The following is a 19,030-nucleotide window of genomic DNA, read 5'->3' as shown; positions in this document are numbered from 1 at the left end:
CGTCAGTCTCCGATCCGCAGGCCTTCGGCATCGAACAGCAGCGTCCGCCGGGGCTCGAACGTGACCCATACGCGCGTTCCGATTCCGGGCTCATGGTCCTCACTGACCACCACCTGGACGGGTTCCCCGCTGTCCGCCAGTTCCACCGTTATCAGGGCGGAGGCGCCCAGGTTCTCGGAGACGGTGACCGTTCCCTCCAGGCTGCCGGGGGCCGCGCCGGTGGATATGCCCAGGTATTCCGGCCGGGCTCCCCACGTGACGTCCTGGCCCTCGGCCACCCTGCCTACGGCATCGGTGGGCAGGGGCACCTGCTGGCTGCCGATCGTCACCGTGTGGTCGCCCACGGTGCCCTTGAGCAGGTTCATGGAGGTTGAGCCGACGAACGAGGCCACAAAGGTGTTGGCCGGACGCTGGAAGACCTCCCGCGGCGTTCCAAGCTGCTGCATCTTGCCCGAGCGCATGATCGCGATCCGGTCTGCGAGTGCGAGTGCTTCGGCTTGGTCGTGGGTGACGAACACGGTGGTGACGCCGAGGTCCAGCTGGAGCTTTTTCAGGAAGGTCCGGGCCTCGAGCCGGAGGCGGGCGTCAAGATTGGACAGGGGTTCGTCGAACAGGAAGACGTCGGGGCGGCTGGTCACTGCCCTGGCCAGGGCGACGCGTTGCTGCTGGCCGCCCGAAAGCTGGCCGGGCCGGCGCTCCAGCAAGCCTTGGAGGGACAGTTTGTCGCCGACTTCTTCGGCCCGTGAGTGCCTTTCGGGCTTGGCGACCTTCTGGATCTTCAGCGGGTAGGCGATGTTGTCGGCAATGGACATGTGCGGAAACAACGCATAGTCCTGGAATACCATGGCGACGCGGCGCTGTCCCGGTTCCATGTTGGTGACTTCCCGCTCGCCGATTTTGATGCTGCCGGACGTGGATTTCTCCAGGCCGGCGATGGTGCGAAGCAGGGTGGTCTTTCCGCAGCCGGATGGACCCAGCAGGGCGAAGAACTCGCCATCGTGGATGGTGACGTCCATTTCGTCCACACCGCGGACTCCGCCGGGATACTCCTTGATCAGGGAGCTGGTGGTGATGCTGGCCATTAGCTTTTGATACCTCCATGGAAGCGGAACCCGTAGCGCCGGTTGACGAAGAAGTACATTGCCACGACGGGGATTGAAAAGAGCAGTGAGAAGGCGGAAATCAGGGCGAGGTTCGGCTGGCCGCCTTCGGTGTAGAAGGTGTACATCACCACGGACGCGGGCGACTTGGACGGTGACCGCAGCAGGATGTAGGGAACAAGGAAGTTGCCCCAGACCTGGACGACAGCCCAGACGGCGATGGTGGCGAGCCCGGGCCGGGCCAGCGGAATGACGACGTCCCACAGGATCCGCAACGGCTTGGCCCCGTACAGGCGGGCCGATTCCTCGTAGGACTTGGGGGTTGAGTCCATGAAGTCCTTGAGGATGAAGATCACTGTGGGGAGGATGCCGCCGCTGAGCACGAGGATCACGCCGAACTGGGAATCGATGAGCCCCAGCTTCACCATCAACAGGAACGTGGGCACCATCGCCGCGGTGCCCGTAATGATGGACGAGAGCAGCAGCAGGGTGTACAGCAGCAGGTCACGGCCGGGGATTTTTACCCGTGACAGCGAGTAGGACGCGAGCGATCCGAGGACCAGCACCACCACCATCGAACCGAGGGCCAGGATCAGTGAGTTTCCCAGTGAGGCGATGGCGGTCGGGTTGTCGAACAGGATCTTGAAGTTGTTGAAGGTGAACTCCGGCAGCTTCACGTTCAGGCCCGGGTGGGCGTCAAACGGTGCGAAGACGAGCCACAGGACAGGGATGACGAAGAACGCCAGGACCAGGGCCGTGAAGACGCTCTTGCCCATCAGCCCGAGGAAGTGCCTGAGCATTTGACGGCTCTCACCGTTGGCGGTTCGCTTGGATCCAGTCACGGCGGTCATGATTTCCTCTCCTTCAGCAGGCGCAGGTAAACGGTGGCGATGACCAGGTTGATGATGATCATGATCAGTGAGATCGCCGAGCCCTGCCCGAGTGCTCCGTCGTTCAAGGCCAACCGGTAGATGAAGATCGGCAGGATGTTGGAGCGGTCATCGGGTCCGCCCGCCGTGAGCAGGTAGGGGGTGAAGGTATTGAATGTCCAGAGCGTGATGAGCAGCGTGTTGGTCAGGACGTGTCCACGGATGTGTGGGAACACCACATCGCGGAACTGTGCCCAGGCACCGGCCCCGACCATGCGCGCGCTCTCCAGCTGGGACGGCGGCACCGAAGCCAGGGCGGAACTGAAGAGGAGCATTGAGAAGGCCGTGCCTACCCAGGTGTTGAACACAATGATGCTCTGCAGCGGGTAATCGAGAAGCCAGGCGGTGTTGCCCGTGGAGAGCATTGCGTTCAGGGTTCCGTCGCTGCGGTCCAGCATTGCGTACCACAGGAAGGTGGTGACCGAACTGGGAATGATCCAGGCCAGCAGCACGAAGAACTCGACGACGGCCCGCACCGATGTCCTGACCCTGGTCATGGTCCAGGCAATGGCGAACCCCAGCGCGGACTGTCCGATGACGGCAGACCCGAACACGAAGATCAGCGTCAGCCCCAGGGAGTTGAAAAACCGGTCGTCGGAGAGCGCACTGATGTAGTTGTCTATGCCGACGAACTGCGGGTTTTTGGCCGCTGACCCGCTGAGGCGGTAGTTCGTCAGGCCCAGGTAGAGCGTCCAGAGGGCGGGGAAGACGAGGAACAGCGAGATCAGGAGCAGGGCCGGGGCCAGGAAGGCCATTGCCCTCGCTTTGCCCAGGCCTGCTACGTCACCGTCGTCTGCGACTCCCCGGGAGGGCCCGGTGCCCGCTGCTGGAGCGGTCACCGGGGCCTCCACAGTTAAGTCACTTGAAGGTTTTGTCGCTACCACCGACGATTCCCTCCAACGCCTTCTGATACGAGCTGCCTGCGTCCGCGGCCGATTTGCCCGAGGCCACCATCCCGCTGGCGTCCTGCAGTGCAGCCGAAACCTGCGTGTAGTCCGCAAGTCCGGGACGGAACGCTGTCACGGGCAGGACCTCGGTGGAAATGAAGTTCAGCAGCGGGTCGGCCTTGAGGATTTCTCCGTTGACATCGTCCCGGGCCGAGATCTGGGGAGTTGACCCGATGCGTGCCTTGATCGCGTCCGCGGACGACATGAACTGCAGCAGTTCCCACGCCTGCTGCGGGTACTTCGTCTTGGGGTTGATGACTTCGCCCGAACCGCCGGACATGCTGACAAAGTCAGCGCCGTTGGGGCCCTTGCCGGACGATTGGGCCGGGATCTTGGCCCATCCCACTGCGCTGTCCCGGTTGGCCATGGGGGACACACCCTTTACGGGGTTGATCACCGAGCGCCATAGGTAGTCACTTTCGATCAGGATGCCCAACTTGTTTTGCGAGAATTCCTGGAAGGACTTGTCCCTGCCCTTGGCATCCTGCTGGAGCAGGGGATCGCCCAGCTGCTCCGAGCCGTAGACCTTCGAGTAGAAGTTGAGCACGTCCTGGACGCCTTGGCTGTTGCCCTGCCACTTGCCGTCCTTGTTGATCGGCTGGCCTGTACCTTGCAGCAACGGGAGGAACCCCTGCATGGTTGCCGCTTCTCCCATGGCCTTGCCCGCGTTGATCTGCAGGGGCGTTACGTCCGGAAGCTTCTTGAGCTTGCGGGCGGCATCGAGGATGTCGTCCCAGCTCTTGGGCTGCCAGTCAGCGGGCAGGCCCGCCTGGGCGAAAAGGGTCTTGTTGAAATAGATGACTCGGCCGTCCGTGCCGTCCGGAACGCCGTATTGCTTGCCCTCGTAGGTAGTGAGTTGCTGAACCGCGGGCTTGATCTGCTTCCACCCGTCCCACGCCTGGACCTTGTCCTTGCCCACAATGTCCTCAAGGGGACTGATGTACCCGGCGTCTGCGAACTCTCCCAGCCAGATTCCGTCGATGGACGTGACGTCCGCGCCCTGGCCCGTGGAAAGGTCCAGGGAGACTTTGGTTTTGTAGGCCTGGTCATCCACGCCGTTGGGCTGGAAGTTGACCTTGGCTGTGACGCCCTTGGCCTTTTCCGCCTCCTCAAACTTAGGGATGACGTAGTTGGTGATCCAGTCGGCGCCGGCAGCGTTTTTCCCACCCGAGATGGAGTTGGCGGTGATGGTCAGCGTCACCTCCTTGGCGTCCGCGTTCTGGTCGGTGGCCTGGGATGGTGCAGATGAGCTGCCGCAGGCGCTCAGGGCAACGGTGCCCGCGAGCAGACCTGCTGCAGCCGCAAAAAATCTCGTCCTAGTTATATCAGGGGATCCCTTTGGGAGACAGAGCTCCGCCTCTGCGAAGCTACTTGTTGGAGTGTCCGAACTAACAGACAGCCTGTGATACAGGCCACTATAGTCTAGGATTGGGCTTAGTCAAATAAATTGAGTTAGGGAGTTTGGATGCCTCGCGGATCGAATCTGGAGCGTGTCAGCGCCTTCAATCAGGCCGTTGTACTGGACCTCGTGCGCCGCTCGGAATCGGGGATGAGCCGGGTGGAACTCATCGGTGCAACGGGCCTGTCCACGCAGACGGTGTCCAACATCGCGCGGCGGCTGCTGGACCTGGGACTGATCCTGGAGAGCGGAAAAGTGCACGTCCCGCAGGGCAAGCCGCGAACCACGCTGACCATTGATCCGAAGAGCAAATATGCGGTGGGGGCCCACTTGGATCCATCTATGCTCACGTTCGTGCTGCTGGACCTGGCAGGTGCGGTGGTGCACCGCAAACACCTTCCGGTCGTGGCCGTTGCCGGACCGGAAGAAACCGTGGCACGGATTGCGGCTGCCGTTGAAGATCTGATCAGCGAATCGGAAATACCCCGGACGCGTGTTCTGGGCGTAGGCATCGCCGCGCCCGGCCCCATCGAATTCGATCAGGGAGCCGTGGTTGGACCGCCGATGCTTACCGGCTGGGAACGCGTGGAATTGCGGGAATCGCTCGGGAAGGCGACCGGGCTTCCCGTCTTCCTCGACAAGGACTCAGCCGCGGCAGCCCACGCCGAATTATGGGTGCGGGACAAGAGATCAGACCAGAATTTTGCCTTCGTCTACCTCGGCAGCGGCGTCGGCGCCGCCGTGGTGATGAACGGCGAAGTGGTGCGCGGATCTTCGAACAACGTGGGCGAGATCGGACACTTTTCCACCGGTGAGGGAGGCCGGCTGTGCGGTTGCGGACGCAAGGGCTGCCTGGGCATATCCATCATGCCCGTCGAGCTGGTCAACGACGCCGTGGGCAACGGCATCCTCCAAGGCCCCGTCGACCAGGCGGATCTGCGCCAAATCACCGACCAATTCCACAAGCTGGCGGCGTTGGCGGATGCCGGAGACCAAAGTGCCTCGTCTCTCCTCCAGGAAGCGGCGGACCGCCTTGCCCGCGCCGTCGAGGATATCGCCAACCTGCTCGACGTCGATGGCATCGTATTCGGCGGCCCGTCCTGGCCCCCGGTGGGAACCCGCTACCTGGAGGTGCTTCACGCCGCCCTTGCCAACCGTCTGGCCATGGGAATGATCCACGAAGTGGAGCTTGTGGGATCGGTTCTGGGCGAGGACATCACGGCCGTGGGAGCCGCCTGCATCGTCCTTGACCATGTGCTGGCACCCCGGTCCGGAGGCCTGCTGCTGGAATGACCCCGTCAGGTCGGGCAGCGCCCCTTCGCCCGCCGTCACGGCATCCTGCTCAACGCGGCCGGAAGGCCGGTAGACCGCCTACGGCCGCGCGGGCCGGGACCGGTAAACGTGCCCGGGCAGCAGCGGAATTCCCTCGAAGAGCTGGGGGACGGACACCAGCTTGTAACCCTGCCCCTGCAGGCCGGAAATCAGTTCCTGCTGCCCGGATATTGTCGACGGCTGGACGTCATGCATGAGCACCATCGCCCCGGGCGTGATCTCCTTCAGCACCTTGGGCACGAAGGCCGCCGGATTCTTGCTCTGCCAGTCCAGCGAGTCCACGGCCCAGATCATCAATGGTTTGCCCACAGCCGCCTGGACCGCGGCATCGGCCGCACCGTACGGCGGACGCATCATGGTGGGAGTGGAACCCGTGGCGGCCAGGATCGCGGCATCCGTCCGGTCCATCTCTTTCCTGATCGCGGGCGGGGACAGCTTGGTCAGGTAGGGGTGGCTGAAGGTGTGGTTGCCTATTGCGTACCCGGCCTCGGCAACCTGCCTGGCGGTGGCCGGGTTGGCGGTGGTGTTGGACCCGGTCATGAAGAACGTGGCCTGCGCGTCGTTGGCCTTCAGGATGTCCAGCAACTGGGGCGTGGTGCGGGGGTCGGGCCCGTCGTCGTAGGTCAGTGCAGCGCACGGGACAATATCGCAGTTCACGTGCCTGTGGGCCGGGGCGCTGGCCGGGCGCGGTGCTGCGGCGGCGTTCAGCTGCCCCAGCACCTGGCGGCCGTAATCGCTGAGGGCAGCAGCCGTGTCCGCGGCATTCATCGTGGCCGTCACCTCCCGGCCGGTCATGCCGGGCTGCCCTGCGGAGACGGTCAGTTCGCCTTCCGGACTGAGGACAAGGTCGGTCGGGATTCCTTGAGGGGCGCGGGCCGCGATGTCGGCAGGGATGCCCGCCGCGCGTGCTTGCATGGCGGGGATGGACTCAGGCCTCAGCAGGTCGGTTCCGCTCCGGACCGCGCCGGAGGCCAGGTCGACATAAACGGTGGCGGACGCCATCGCACTGACTCCCTCCGGCCCGGTGTCCGACACTCTTTGACGGACCACAAGCTCATTGCCCTTGGCTTGGACGGGTTTGGCCGAAATGACCATTTCCCGGCCCTGGTGCTGGCCGGCATTCAGTGCCATCGCGGGCCGGTAGCGGCCACCCGCCGGAGCCGCCGCATCCAGGAGTCCCAGCAGCCACGAGTCAATCTGGGCGTTGAAGGCGGGCAGCCCGTCAACGTAGGTCCAGGACGCGTGGACGTGGTGGTTTCCCACCTGGGCCGTCAAGGCCATCGGGTAGCCACCCGGGACAGCGGCCGGCTGATCCAGCACGTCCGACAATGGCGGTGGCATCGGCACCACCCGCGGCTGGCTGGAAACCCGGTCATGGGGCTGCAGCAGGGAAGGGGCCACCGCACTGCCAGCACCGCTGGCCAACACCGCCGCTGCGCAGAGCGAGGCAACGAACAAACGCAGGCAGGCAACAGCCACGCTCCCGCGGGTGCGCCCCATACCCAGCCCCATCGATCCGCACGCTCCTCAGGTGTTGACCTCTCGATTGTCCCTTACTACCAGGCCCACATGACGAAACCGGAGGCAGTTGCCTGGAACCGGGGAGCTGCGGCAGCCTAGATTGTCACGTTGAGTCCCGCTGTGTAGCCGGCAGCGACGGAACCGGTCATCGTTGCCAGCTGGTAGATGCCGCCGTCGTTCCCGAACACGTTGTCCGACTTGAGCGTTGTGCGGGTCATGTTCGCGACGCTGCGCTCGTACCCGGGGGTGGCGTACACGTCGTCGCAGGCCGCCTGCGGCAGCGCGATCTGGGAGACGGCCAATACCTGCCCGGCGGCGGTGGCATTGTTCATGGACTCAAACACTTCGAAGTGGATGTGCGGCCAGCGCCCGGAGTAGGCGGCCGGGAAGATCGACGTGAACGTGACCTGCCCGTTGGCGTCGGCTTCCTGCACGCCGCGCAGGTAGTTCTCGTTCTTCAGGCTCGAGTCGTACATCGAGTATTTTCCGTCCCGGTCGCAGTGCCAGGCGTACACCGCGGCACCGGCCATCGGGGTGCAGCCCTTGGCGTTGTCCAGGAGGGTCAGGATGAAGGTCAGCGGAACGCCCTCCGCCTTTGCGGAGGCAGTCCCGAAGCTCGACGTGATGTCCTTCCGCACCACCCCGGATGCCTCCAGGACATTCGGTCCGTTGGAGCCATCCCCCGGATAGGGGCCTGCGGTCTCCTGCGGGATTTCCACGCCGCACTCGGCGATGACCCTGGTCAGCGTCGGAGTGACGGCGGAGTCAGTGGTCGTGGCAGACGCGGAGGATGTGGCGGCCGCCGCCGTGCTTGATGCCGGGGAGACAGAGCCAGAGGTTCCGGCCGGCGTGCAGGCGGCGAGCGCGGCCACAGCACCGCCTGCGCCCAGGAACAGTCCCAGGGACCTGCGGCTTACCAGGGTGTTCAAGTCGAACTCCAGCCCCCGGTCGTGGTCGGGGTGCGGCTGGTCAAGGTCGGGCTGGCGGGGTGTGCGTGAAGTGGTCATGATGCAACGAAACCGCACGGGGCTATGCCGTGGGCCGGTTGCTGCTGTGCCGTTCCTGTGCGTCCGGACGCACGCTTCCCCGCAGGAAACCAGCCCCGCAGATAGTACGACGGCGGCACTCGCCCGGCGCCGTCGTCGTCCGTTCCAGCGAAGCCGGCCCGGCGCATAAGGCGCGGAAAAGCGAGGCGGGGCAGGCCCATTGGAGCCTGCCCCGCCTCTTTGCACCGGCTGATGCCCTGCGCCCGACTTTCGGGTTTCCTGTTGCGATGGAGTATGCAGGAACATCTGCCGGCGGGTCTGGTGCGGACGCCCGCGGTCGCCGGCGGCCTAGAGCGTCCTGGGATCGTCGGCGTACATCTTCAGCCTGATGTTCAAGGCGTCGGACATGTGGCGGGCGGCGATCTCACCCGCGCGCTCGGAGTCGCCGTCCCCGATGGCGTCCAGCAGCTCGGCGTAGTCCGCCAGCACCACCGGCCACCTTCCCGGGTAGGTCAGGGTGGTGAGGGTGTACCGGCGCACCTGCTGGTCAAGGCGTTCCAGCAGTCCGATCAGCGACGGGCTGTGGGTGGCGTGCCACAGCTGGGCATGGAAGGCGCGGTTGGTTTCCGCGAGCGCCCGGCCATCATTGGGATCCAGCTGCTGCATCTGCGCCAGCAGCCCCGTGAGCAGCTGGCGGTCCAGGGCGGTTGCCTTGACGGCAGCCTTGGCCGCGGCGGCCTGCTCCAGGATGATCCTCGACTCGTAGATGTCGATGATCTCCTCGGCTGAATGCGTACGGACCACCACCGCCTTGCCGCGCCGTTCCACCAGCCCGTCCTGTTCCAGCCGCTGCAGCGCCTCCCGCACAGGTGTCCGGGATGCCCCGTACCGCTCAGTGAGCTTCGCCTCCGTGAGCGGCTCGTCAGGCGCAAAGACACTCGCGAGAACATCCTCGCGAAGCCGCTGATGGATGGGACTGGCCACTTTTTCCTCTTTTCCGTTGCTGGTGGGGGCTGCTGGGTTGCCTAGGCGATGGAGCCGGCACGGCGGCCGAAGACGGCGCCCGCCGCAAGCCCGGAGCCGCCGGGGTAGTTTCCGCTGAACAGTCCGCCCAGCGCTTCGCCGCAGGCATACAGCCCTTCGAGCGGCTCCGCGTCTTCGGTGAGCACGCGGCCCCAGGTGTCCGTCTTGAGGCCACCGAAGGTGAAGGTGATGCCGCAGGTCACCGGGAAAGCGTAGAACGGGCCGGTGGCGATGCTGCGGGCCCAGTTGCTCTTCGGCGGCTGGGTGTCGGCCCGGCGTCCGTCCTTGACGTTGGGGTCGAAGGGCGAGCTGCCGGTGATCGAAGCATTGAAGTTGTGCACCGTCTCCTCCAAACCCTCGGGGCTGATACCGGCCTTTTGGGCCAGCTCGGCGAGGGTTGGAGCGGTGACCACCGAGACGCCCGGCATGTCGTACTCCTCGGCGCGCAGCATGGGGCGGGAAGAAGCGTCAAAGATCTGGAAGGCAGCCGATCCCGGCTGGGCAAGGATGTCCCGGCCGTACTTCGCGTAGGTGTAGTTGCGGTAGTCGGCGCCCTCGTCCACGAACCGCTTCCCGTCGCTGTTCACCACGATGCCCAGCGGGTACCCGCCGCGGGTGAGCTGGTTGGTGAGCGCCAGGTTGCTCTCGTTCTCCGGGTGCCAGGCGTCCCAGGCCACGCTGTGGCACGTGGACCAATCGCCGCCCCTGGCCGCCCCGGCATCCAGCGCAGCGAGGATCATCTCCCCCGTGTTGCCCGGCGTGCCGCGTACCTTCGCGTTCTGCCAGCCCTCCCCCAGGTGCCGGCGGCGCAGTTCAGGCGAGGCTTCGAACCCTCCCGAGGCGAGGATGACCGACTCGGCCCGGAGCTCACCTTCTTCGGATGAGCTGCGGTACCGGACCCCGCACACGCGGCCGTCCTCCTGGACCAGTCCGGTGGCTGCGCAATCATAGATAACCTCCACGCCCATGCGCTCTGCGGCGGCGCGGTGGTCGGCCATGAGTCCCTTGCCGCCGCCCACGTTGCCCACGTGCAGTCCGCCCCAGAACAGATACCCGCCGTCCTGGGTCCGGTACGCCTGGCGTTCGTACATCAGGCGGTATTTGAGTCCCATGCCCTGAAGCCAGCGCAAGGTCGGGTTGCTTTCGTTGACCAGGACTGCGGACAGTTCGGGGTCGTTGCGCCCTTCAGAGACCTTGGACAGATCGGCAAGGTATTCGGCAGCGGCGTACGCGGGGACTTCGCTGGCGGCGTGCCGCTCATCCGGTTCCACGAATTCGATGAGCTCCTGGAGCCCGTCGTGGGAGATGCGCGTGGCACCGGCGGTGTAGAAGCTGTTGCCGCCCGAGGCGGCTTCCCGCGCCTTTTCCAGCAGGACAACTTTGCGTCCACGCTCGGCGGCTGCAAGTGCTGCCGCAAATCCGGCGTTGCCGCCGCCCACTACCAAAACGTCGCTCTTGATCATCATCAATCTCCTCAGCTCCATCGCTGTACACGATTGTATACATAAGTATGCCGTCGCATGCAATGGGGTGGCGGCACATGCTTGGGGGCATGGCAGGAGAGGGTGAGTGCCGGAGGTGGTGGCTACCCCAGGCGCGGGTGGCTGATTTCCTGGGCGTCGATGTACATCTGGATGCGGATGTTCTTTGCTTCGTCCATGTGGGCGCTGGCGATGCGGCCGGCCTCCTCCGCGTTCCGTGCGCGGATGGCAACCAGCAGCTCCTCGTGCTCCTTCAGCACGCGGCCCCAGCGCTCCTTGGTGGAGAGCGTGGTGCCGGGGTAGCGGATGAAGTGGACCAGGATCCGGTCGAGCAGGTCAAGGAGGGCGGCGCTGTGGCTGGCGGCCCAGATGCGCTCATGGAAGGTGCGGTTGGCGGCGGCCAGTTCAGCCGGAGTGGCAGCATCGAAATCAAGGGTGACCATGGCCTGGTGCGCGCGGTCGATCAGCATCAGGTCCATGTCCGTGTGCCGGAGAGCCGCAGTTTTTGCGGCCGCCTCCTCCAGGAAGGTCCGCACCTCATAGAGGTCCAGCATCTCCTCCGGGCGGTACTCCCGCACCTGCATGCGTGAACCGTAGCGCTCCACGAGCCCTTCGGTTTCGAGGCGCCGCAAGGCTTCCCTGATGGGCGTCCGGGAGACGTTGTACTTCTTGGCCAGGGCGCTTTCAACGAGCTGGGCACGGGGAGGCAGCTCCTGCGAGATGATGGCGTTCCTGATCATCAGGTAGGGGCTTGTCTCTGGTTGCGACGCCACGGGCGGCCTCCGGTCTTCATGCAAACAAGCGGCAGGACGCGCCGGCGCCATACCTTTAGCCGCAATTCTAGCGCACTGCATACCGTTCCGGCGGGCTGTGAACACCGTGCCGATATTCCGCACACTCTCCCCAAAAGCACCGGGCACCCACACTCCCCTTTCGGTATTCATCTTTTGAAGACTGTTGCTTAAGTCATATCAACGGTATACCGTTTGTGACCAACGCCATACAGCAGGGTAATTACCGGATTCCGGTTTGCTCAGCTTTGAACATTCATCCGGCGGCTGCACACGGTAGCCCGGGGATTTTCAGGAGAACCAATGACGCTTCTATTCAGGGAAGAGCCGCACGCCGGCACCCTCCCGGTCACCCCGGTGCCGGCCACCCTCGTCCGTGGGGGCACCAGCAAGTGCTGGATATTCCGGGACGAGGACCTTCCGGCTGACGCCCTGGAGACGGACCGTCTCCTCATCCGCACCTTCGGTTCGCCGGATCTCCGCCAGATCGACGGAGTAGGCGGCGCCTCGTCCACCACCAGCAAGGCGATCACCGTGGCCGGCACCGACCGGGACGGAACGGTCCGCTACCGGTTCGCCCAGGTGGCCATCGACAAGCCGGCAGTCGAGTGGGCCAGCAACTGCGGCAACTGCGCAACAGCGCTGGGCCTCTACGCGCTCCATGCCGGGCTGGTCGCTCCCACCGGGGAAGTCACCCGGGTCCCCATCCTGAACACCGTGACCGGGCTGCGCCTCGTTTGCGAGATCCCCACACCGGGGGCGCAGGTACCGGCCTACGGCGGGCGGCGCCTCGACGGCCAGCACTACCCCGGCGTCCCCATCGACGTCATCTTCCAGAAGTCCTCCTGGTCCAGCTACGGTGCACAGTTCCCCACAGGCAACCCCACGGATGACATCGAGGTCGACGGGAAGCGGTACCAGGCGACACTGATCGACGCGGGCGCCCCGGCTGCACTCTTTGCCGCACAGGACCTGGGGCTGGACGCAACCGCCAGCGAGGAAGCCTTGGAGGCACTGGTCCGGATCGCTCCGCAGTTGCGCGCTGCGGCCGCACGCCGGATGGGGCTGCCGCAGAACCTCAGCTCCATTCCGCAGGTTGGCGTCGTGGGGCCTCCGCCCGCAGGCGCAACCGGCGTTTCGGCCCGGATGATCTCGATGAGCGCGTTGCACCCCGCCATCGGCCTCACCAGCGCGGTCGCCGTCGCGGCTGCTTCGGGGACCGCAGGCAGCGTGGTGCAGCGCAACGTGGTTCCGGCGGCGGAGGCCGGACTCTTTATCCACTTACTGAAAGGCAAGACGGCGCTGGCATTGGATGCAGCCGATCCCGCTGAAGTCTCCTTTCAACGCTCGGCCCGCGTCATCAGCGAAAGCACCATCCTGGTGCCAAGTGACTGAAGAAACCTCTACAGGAAAACCCAGCCCAAGGAATCAGCCATGAAAATCAGCATTCAAAACCTGCAGCTGAAGTACGGAAGCTTCACTGCCATCGAAAACCTCAACCTCGACATTGAAGACGGCGAGGCACTGGTCCTCCTGGGCCAGTCGGGCTGCGGCAAGACCAGCACGATGCGCTGCATCGCCGGCCTGGAGGAGCCCACCTCGGGGCGGATCATCATCGACGACGTTGTGGTCTTCGACTCCGAAAAGGGCATCAACCTGCCCCCGAACAAGCGCAACGTCGGCATGGTCTTCCAGTCCTACGCGGTATGGCCGCACATGACGGTTGCCCAGAACGTTGCCTATTCGCTCAAGCAGAAGAAGCTCTCCAAGAGCGAAATCGATGAGCGCGTCATGGAGGCGCTCACGCTGGTCGGCCTGGAGCCCTACGCCGACCGCGGCGCCAGCCTGCTCAGCGGCGGCCAGATGCAGCGCGTCGCCCTGGCACGCAGCCTGGTCATGCGGCCCAGCGTGCTCATGCTCGACGAACCGCTCTCCAACCTTGACGCCCGCCTGCGTGACCGGCTCCGGGTTGAACTGCGTGAGATCCAGCTCCAGTTGGGGCTCACCTGCGTGTACGTCACCCACGACCAGCACGAAGCCTTCGCCCTGGCAGACCGCATCGCCCTGCTCCAGGGCGGCCGGATTGTGCAGATGGGCGCCCCGCAGCACATGTACGAGGCACCCGCCAGCGCCTCGATCGCCCACTTTCTGGGTGTTTCCAACATCATGGACTGCACCCCGGAGGGCAAGGCCACCGGCGCCACCACGGCACGCATCGCCAACAGTGAGCTCACCATCCAGTCGGCGCAGCAGGCCAGTGATGCGGGCGCATCCCCCAAGGTCTGCATCCGGGCCGAGGACCTGCAGATCACCGCCATGCCCACCGAACACCCCAACTCGTGGCCGGGGACGGTACGCGTGGCGGGCTTCCAGGGGAACGACATCCGGTACGCGATCCAGCTGGAATCCGGGCCCGAACTGGACGCACTGGGCGGGCTGAGGCGCGGCGAACAGCACAAGGTGGGGGACCGCGTGTGGGTCACCGTCAACCCCCGCGAAGTCCAGATCCTGCCGGCTGAGGTCCTCGCATGAGCCTCAAGACCACCGAGGCGGCCAGCCGCGCCGAGGCCCGCCTGGCACCGAAGCCCGAACCCCGGAACTACCGCTCTGCCCGGACCCTTGCCGGCCTCCGGAAGAACACGCCGGGCCTGATCGTCCTGGTGATCCTCGGCGTCCTCATCGTCCTCCCCCTTGCCCTGGTCCTGCTCGCCGCGTTCTCGGACAGCGTTCCCCGGCCGGGCAGCATCTCCCTGGGCGGCCTGACGCTGTCCAACCTGGCGCTGCTGGCCACCCCGGAAGCACTCGGGGCCCTGGTCAACTCGCTCATGGTCGGCGCAGGCTCGGCACTCATCGCCCTGCTGATCGGCGCATTCCTGGCCTTCGTGTGCGCCCGCTCCGATGCGCCGTGGCGGAAGTTCATCTTCTTCATCGGCATGGCGCCGATGTTCATCCCCGCCCTGGTGGGCGCCCTGGCCTGGTCCCTGCTCTGCTCGCCCAGCGCCGGCTACATCAACATCTTCCTCCGCGACCTGGGCATTGACGCCGCCATCAACATCTACAGCCTCCCGGGCCTGGTGTTCGTGCTGGGAATCTTCTACGCCCCGTACGCCTTCCTGCTGCTGCACAGCTCGCTGTCGATGATGAACGCCGACCTCGAAGAGGCTGCCACCGTCCACGGGGCCCCGCTGCGCACCATGCTGCGGACCGTCACCCTGCCCCTGGCCCTGCCGGCCATCCTGGGCTCCGCCGTCCTGGTCTTCGCGCTGACGATGGAAAACTTCCCCGTGGCCCAGGTCATCGGCAACCCCGCCGGCGTGGACACGCTGCCCACCTATATCTACCGCCTCATGAGTGCCACTCCGGCCAAGAGCAACCAGGCTGCCAGCGTCGCCGTGATCCTGACCGTTGCGCTGATGGCCGTGACCCTCATCCAGCAGCGCATCATCAACAAGCGCAAATTCACCACCATGACCGGCAAGGGCAACCGTCCCCGGCAGGTGCCGCTGCGCAAGATGCGCTGGCCCTTCACCATCCTGGCCCTGGCCTACTTCGCCGTGTCCGTCGTCCTGCCCATGCTCGCACTGCTCGCCGCGTCCATGCAGGCCACCCCCTTCGTGTCCTCGATGTCGCAGCTGCTGGAGGCCAATTCCCTCAGCTTCGCCAAGCTGATCGAAGTCCTCGGATCCAACGATTTCCAGCTCGCCCTCAAGAACAGCGTCCTGGTGGCCCTGATCGCGGCATTCGCCGGCACCACCCTCAGCTTCATCGCCTCCTACATCCGCTACCGCACCAAGTCCAAGGTGGGACGGCTGATCGAACTGGTCGCCATGACCCCCCTTGCCGTCCCCGCCATCGTGATGGGCATCGGACTGCTCTGGACCTGGCTGCTGCTGCCCCTGCCCATCTACGGCACCCTGGCGATCCTCGCCGTCGCCTGCGTTGCAGTGTTCATGCCCCAGGGCTACCGCGGCGTCTCCGCATCGATGCTCCAGATGGACCAGGACCTCGAGGACAGCGCGGTCATGCTCGGCGCCGGACGGACCAGGTCCGTCCTGGACGTCACCCTGCCCCTGATGCGCGTCGGCATCATGTCCTCGTTCCTGCTGTTCCTCATGCTGTCCATGCGTGAGCTCAGCGCCTCCATCTTCCTCTTCACCTCGAACACCCGGATCCTGTCCATCCTCGTGTTCGACAACTTCGACAACGGCCAGAGCCAGGCAGCTGCCGCCGTCAGCGTCCTGTACTGCCTCGTCATCGGAATCCTCGCCGTCATCGCCCAAAAAGTCGGCGGCGAACGCAAGACCAAGAACTGACCTCACCCACCTTTGAAAGGGACACCCACAATGAAGTTAGCGTCCAAACTTCCCGCCCTCACCGCAGCCGGAGTGCTGCTCGCCCTCAGCCTGGCCGGGTGCGGAAGCCCCGCCCAGAGTGCCGGCGTGGTCACTGCCACCGCAGCTGTGAACACCGACAACGGACTGGTGATCAACGGCGAATCCATCGCGGACAAGGACACCTACGAGAAGGCCAAGACCCAGACCCTGTCCCTCTACTCCGGCTACACCGATTCCTCTGAAAGCGCGCTGGTTGACGCCTTCACCAAGGACACCGGCATCAAGGTCAACGTCGTCCGGCTCACCCCGAACAAGCTCTCCGAACGCGTTCTCTCCGAACAGGGCGCCGGCAAGCTCAGCGCCGACGTCATCCGCACCTCCGACTACCGGATTGCCAAGTCCATGGAGGACGCCAAGGTCTGGAAGGCCTATGACGTACCCGGCGCCTCGGCCCTCAAGGACGTTTCCGTGGACGGCGGCCAGTTCACCCGCATGTTCAACTCCGTCTACACCCTGGGCTACAACACCCAGCTGGTGAAGGAAGCCGATGCCCCCAAGTCCTGGGCGGATGCCGTCGGCGGCAAGTGGCAGGGCAAGCTGGGCATCGTCCAGGGCGGCTCGGGCGGCAGCACCGCTGCGCTGAACAGGTTCATGGAAACCAAGATGGGCGGCGACTACTTCGCCAAGTACGCTGCGCAGAAGCCCAAGATCTACGACTCCCTGGGTGCTGAAGCCACGGCGCTGGCCCGCGGTGAAGTGGCCGTGGGCACGGTCACCATCAGCGGCACCAACATCTCGGCCGTCCAGGACAAGGCCCCGGTCAAGTTCATCGTCCCCGAGGAAGGACTCGTCTCGTACGACTATTACCTGGGCATGACGGGCACCGCCACGAACGTGGAAGCCGCGAAGGTCTTCATGAACTACAACCTTTCCAAGCAGGGCCAGCAGGTCTTTGCGCAGATCGGTGAATACCCGGTCCGCACCGACGTGGCACCGCCCACCATCATGGGTGTGACGCTCCCCGCCGTCGATTCCGGCAAGGTCTACCGCATGCAGAACACCGACGCCGTGACCTATGGCAAGGACGACCTTGCCAAGTGGAACCAGGTCTTCGGCTACACCAAGTAACCCCGCAATCCCGTGCCTGGGGACCCGGCCTCCGCCGGGTCCCCAGGCTTTTTTCATTCACCCACCACCAGGAGCCCCGTGACCGCCGTCCACGTCCCCGCACTTCCGGTGCCCCGGAACACCTCGTCCCTGCTGGTCCGCCAGGACGGCAGGACCATCCTTGAACTCGGCGACACCACCCGCGCCAGTTACGTCGCCTCCGTGCGCAAAAGCCTGCTCTCGATCCTTTTCGGAATCCAGGTGGACGCCGGCACGGTCAGCCTCGACGCCACCCTCGATGAGTTCGGTGTTGATGATGTTGGCGGCCTGCTGCCCATCGAGCGGACGGCCCGGCTCCGTGACCTGTTGACGTCGCGTTCGGGCGTCTACCATCCGCCCTCCAGCCCGGGCAGTGACGAGGATGCCTTCCCTTCACGTGGCACAAAAGCACCGGGGCAGTATTTCCTCTACAACAACTGGGATTTCAACGCCGCCGGCGCGATCTTCGAGAAGGCCAGCGGCCTGACCGTCTTCGAAGCGTTCCAGAAGCACCTGGCCGGTCCGCTGGGGTTCGACGACTACGACCCCACACGCCAGCGAATGCTCGGGGACGCCCGAAAGTCCGCCTTCCCTGCCTACCACCTCTTCCTCTCCGCCCGGGACCTGGCGAAGATCGGGATGCTGATGGCTGCCGGCGGCCAGTGGGAGGGACGGCAGCATGTCCCCCGGGAGTGGGTCAGGGACAGCGTGGCCACCCATGTCAGGCGCGCAGACATGGCGCCGGCCACCGGTTTTGGCACCTGCGACTACGGCTACCTGTGGTGGCTCCCCCGGGAATCCGGCCCGCAGTGGGAGGGGGCGTTCCTGGCGGAGGGCAACTACGGCCAGTTCCTGCTGGTCCTGCCGGCAATCCGCAGCGTCATTGTGCACCGGCGCTTCGTCAGCGACAGCTTCGCCGTCGCCCGGAACACCCACACGGCAACTGCCTCGACGGCAGGCCCCGCTCCGGTGACCCACGGCGAATTCATGGACCTTGCCCGGGCGCTGGTTGCCGGGCCCCTGGCCCGGTAGGCGTCAGGAAAGGCACCGTACGACGGCGGCACCCTCCTTTGTCAGGAAGCCGCGCCCTTGGCGATGGAACGGAACACCTTGGTTGCCTGCTGCGCCGCGGGGCTGAGCCGCCGGTTTGCCAGGTGGGCCAGGAGGATCCGGCGCTTTGGGGACCCGGCGAGCGGGACCGCCACGACGTCGGGCCGCAGGGCCGTCAGCGCCAGCCTGGGTGCCAGGGCGATCCCGATACCGGCCGCCACCATGCCCTGTGTCTCCTGGTAATCGTTGGCGGCGAAGGCGATCCGCGGTTCGAACCCGGCGTCGCGGCATACCCGGCTGAGGACGTCGGCCACGGGGTGCTCGTCGCGCACCACCCATTCCTGGTCGCTCAAGGCGCCGATGCGGACCGAGCCCAGTTTGGCAATGGGGTGCTCCCGCGGTACCAGCAGCACTGTTGGATCGTTCATCAGCCTGACCAGGGCCAGGTCGGGGTCCTCGATCTGCTGCCAGGGATAGTCCCACAGCAGCGTCAGTTCGATTTCCCGCCGCCGCAGCCGCTCCAGCAGGCCGTCCCGGCGGGCGCTGACAACCGTCACTGCCACCTCCGGGTGGCGGGCGCGGAACGCCAGCACAACGTCGGGCATCAGGGAGGCCCCGCCGGTGGGAAAGGTCCCAAGCCGGAGCTGGCCCCGCCGAAGGCCCGCGAACTCCCCCATTTCGGCGCGGGCAGCTTCAACGGTCCTGTCGATGTCGTCGGCGTAGTGCAGCAGGGCGTGCCCCGCCTCGGTCAGGACCACGCCCCGGGGATGGCGCTCGATGAGGACCACGCCCATCTCCTGCTCGAGTTTGGCTATCTGCTGCGACACCGCCGAGGTGGTGAAGGAAAGGGCGGCAGCAGCCGAGGTCAGGGAGCCGGAACGGCCCACCTCACGGAGCACATGGAGCCGGTGGAGATCGAGGATTGCCATGCACTGAGTTTAGCAAAAGTAGATAGTCGTCCATTTATTTGCGATTGTGCTGAAGGCTCCCA

Annotated in this window: 16 protein-coding genes; 6 read left to right on the top strand and 10 right to left on the bottom strand. The window is 65.3% G+C overall.

What is annotated here, in order from left to right; translation table 11 throughout:
- Positions 1-2 precede the first annotated feature (2 nt).
- Genes ACV095_RS01145 through ACV095_RS01130 form a run of 4 tightly spaced genes read right to left on the bottom strand, consistent with a single transcriptional unit; the run spans position 3 to position 4,177 of the window.
- On the bottom strand, positions 3-1,082 hold the full coding sequence (locus tag ACV095_RS01145) for an ABC transporter ATP-binding protein (RefSeq protein WP_478222722.1): 1,080 nt from the start codon (positions 1,080-1,082) through the stop codon (positions 3-5).
- The gene (locus ACV095_RS01140; RefSeq protein WP_387451262.1) at positions 1,082-1,951 is read right to left on the bottom strand and encodes a carbohydrate ABC transporter permease; all 870 of its coding nucleotides are present in this window, start codon (positions 1,949-1,951) and stop codon (positions 1,082-1,084) included. The genes ACV095_RS01145 and ACV095_RS01140 overlap by 1 nt, the downstream gene beginning before the upstream one ends.
- Positions 1,948-2,868 (bottom strand): carbohydrate ABC transporter permease, encoded by a 921-nt coding sequence (locus ACV095_RS01135; RefSeq protein WP_478222721.1) that lies wholly within the window; start codon positions 2,866-2,868, stop codon positions 1,948-1,950. Before ACV095_RS01135 ends, ACV095_RS01140 begins: the two co-directional genes overlap by 4 nt.
- A 19-nt stretch (positions 2,869-2,887) precedes the next feature.
- Positions 2,888-4,177, bottom strand: coding sequence for an extracellular solute-binding protein (locus tag ACV095_RS01130; protein WP_478222720.1), 1,290 nt, complete (start codon positions 4,175-4,177; stop codon positions 2,888-2,890).
- Positions 4,178-4,441: 264 nt separating this feature from the next.
- Between ACV095_RS01130 and ACV095_RS01125 the strand changes: the two genes are divergently transcribed.
- Positions 4,442-5,668 (top strand): ROK family transcriptional regulator, encoded by a 1,227-nt coding sequence (locus tag ACV095_RS01125; RefSeq protein ID WP_478222719.1) that lies wholly within the window; start codon positions 4,442-4,444, stop codon positions 5,666-5,668.
- Between the two features lie 78 nt (positions 5,669-5,746).
- Here the strand turns inward: ACV095_RS01125 and ACV095_RS01120 are convergent, their stop codons facing one another.
- From ACV095_RS01120 to ACV095_RS01100, 5 genes are all read right to left on the bottom strand, one after another.
- A complete protein-coding gene (locus ACV095_RS01120) occupies positions 5,747-7,207 on the bottom strand; it encodes a polysaccharide deacetylase family protein (protein ID WP_478222718.1) in 1,461 nt (486 codons plus the stop codon).
- Between the two features lie 116 nt (positions 7,208-7,323).
- Positions 7,324-8,235, bottom strand: a complete 912-nt coding sequence (locus tag ACV095_RS01115; protein WP_478222717.1) for an intradiol ring-cleavage dioxygenase — start codon at positions 8,233-8,235, stop codon at positions 7,324-7,326.
- A gap of 327 nt (positions 8,236-8,562) precedes the next feature.
- Positions 8,563-9,198 (bottom strand): GntR family transcriptional regulator, encoded by a 636-nt coding sequence (locus ACV095_RS01110; protein WP_026266199.1) that lies wholly within the window; start codon positions 9,196-9,198, stop codon positions 8,563-8,565.
- A gap of 41 nt (positions 9,199-9,239) precedes the next feature.
- Positions 9,240-10,703 carry an FAD-dependent tricarballylate dehydrogenase TcuA gene (gene tcuA / locus ACV095_RS01105; protein ID WP_478222716.1) on the bottom strand — a complete coding sequence of 488 codons (1,464 nt, stop codon included), beginning with the start codon at positions 10,701-10,703 and terminating at the stop codon, positions 9,240-9,242.
- A 119-nt stretch (positions 10,704-10,822) separates the two neighbouring features.
- The gene (locus ACV095_RS01100) at positions 10,823-11,491 is read right to left on the bottom strand and encodes a GntR family transcriptional regulator (protein WP_478222715.1); all 669 of its coding nucleotides are present in this window, start codon (positions 11,489-11,491) and stop codon (positions 10,823-10,825) included.
- 321 nt (positions 11,492-11,812) lie between these two features.
- Between ACV095_RS01100 and ACV095_RS01095 the strand changes: the two genes are divergently transcribed.
- The 5 genes from ACV095_RS01095 (at position 11,813) to ACV095_RS01075 (ending at position 18,021) form a co-directional block, all read left to right on the top strand.
- Entirely contained in the window at positions 11,813-12,904 is a 1,092-nt protein-coding gene (locus tag ACV095_RS01095; RefSeq protein WP_478222714.1) for a PrpF domain-containing protein, read from the top strand.
- A gap of 39 nt (positions 12,905-12,943) precedes the next feature.
- On the top strand, positions 12,944-14,041 hold the full coding sequence (locus tag ACV095_RS01090) for an ABC transporter ATP-binding protein (protein WP_478222713.1): 1,098 nt from the start codon (positions 12,944-12,946) through the stop codon (positions 14,039-14,041).
- Positions 14,038-15,822 (top strand): ABC transporter permease, encoded by a 1,785-nt coding sequence (locus ACV095_RS01085; RefSeq protein ID WP_478222712.1) that lies wholly within the window; start codon positions 14,038-14,040, stop codon positions 15,820-15,822. Before ACV095_RS01090 ends, ACV095_RS01085 begins: the two co-directional genes overlap by 4 nt.
- A 30-nt stretch (positions 15,823-15,852) precedes the next feature.
- Entirely contained in the window at positions 15,853-16,971 is a 1,119-nt protein-coding gene (locus ACV095_RS01080) for an ABC transporter substrate-binding protein (RefSeq protein ID WP_478222711.1), read from the top strand.
- A gap of 78 nt (positions 16,972-17,049) precedes the next feature.
- A complete protein-coding gene (locus ACV095_RS01075; RefSeq protein WP_478222710.1) occupies positions 17,050-18,021 on the top strand; it encodes a serine hydrolase domain-containing protein in 972 nt (323 codons plus the stop codon).
- 41 nt (positions 18,022-18,062) lie between these two features.
- Here the strand turns inward: ACV095_RS01075 and ACV095_RS01070 are convergent, their stop codons facing one another.
- A complete protein-coding gene (locus ACV095_RS01070; protein WP_056392023.1) occupies positions 18,063-18,968 on the bottom strand; it encodes a LysR family transcriptional regulator in 906 nt (301 codons plus the stop codon).
- Positions 18,969-19,030 lie beyond the last annotated feature (62 nt).

Source organism: Arthrobacter sp. JDC6 (assembly GCF_056484025.1).
Note: the sequence above shows the minus strand (reverse complement) of the source record. Positions and strands in the feature narration are given on the sequence as shown.

What these genes read in the sequence shown, in the direction of transcription:
- tcuA (WP_478222716.1), bottom strand. Translation starts at nt 10,703, where the DNA reads ATGATGATCAAGAGCGACGTTTTGGTAGTGGGCGGCGGCAACGCCGGA.
- ACV095_RS01140 (WP_387451262.1), bottom strand. Translation starts at nt 1,951, where the DNA reads ATGACCGCCGTGACTGGATCCAAGCGAACCGCCAACGGTGAGAGCCGT.
- ACV095_RS01095 (WP_478222714.1), top strand. Translation starts at nt 11,813, where the DNA reads ATGACGCTTCTATTCAGGGAAGAGCCGCACGCCGGCACCCTCCCGGTC.
- ACV095_RS01115 (WP_478222717.1), bottom strand. Translation starts at nt 8,235, where the DNA reads ATGACCACTTCACGCACACCCCGCCAGCCCGACCTTGACCAGCCGCAC.
- ACV095_RS01070 (WP_056392023.1), bottom strand. Translation starts at nt 18,968, where the DNA reads ATGGCAATCCTCGATCTCCACCGGCTCCATGTGCTCCGTGAGGTGGGC.
- ACV095_RS01120 (WP_478222718.1), bottom strand. Translation starts at nt 7,207, where the DNA reads ATGGGGCGCACCCGCGGGAGCGTGGCTGTTGCCTGCCTGCGTTTGTTC.
- ACV095_RS01090 (WP_478222713.1), top strand. Translation starts at nt 12,944, where the DNA reads ATGAAAATCAGCATTCAAAACCTGCAGCTGAAGTACGGAAGCTTCACT.
- ACV095_RS01145 (WP_478222722.1), bottom strand. Translation starts at nt 1,082, where the DNA reads ATGGCCAGCATCACCACCAGCTCCCTGATCAAGGAGTATCCCGGCGGA.
- ACV095_RS01085 (WP_478222712.1), top strand. Translation starts at nt 14,038, where the DNA reads ATGAGCCTCAAGACCACCGAGGCGGCCAGCCGCGCCGAGGCCCGCCTG.
- ACV095_RS01125 (WP_478222719.1), top strand. Translation starts at nt 4,442, where the DNA reads ATGCCTCGCGGATCGAATCTGGAGCGTGTCAGCGCCTTCAATCAGGCC.
- ACV095_RS01080 (WP_478222711.1), top strand. Translation starts at nt 15,853, where the DNA reads ATGAAGTTAGCGTCCAAACTTCCCGCCCTCACCGCAGCCGGAGTGCTG.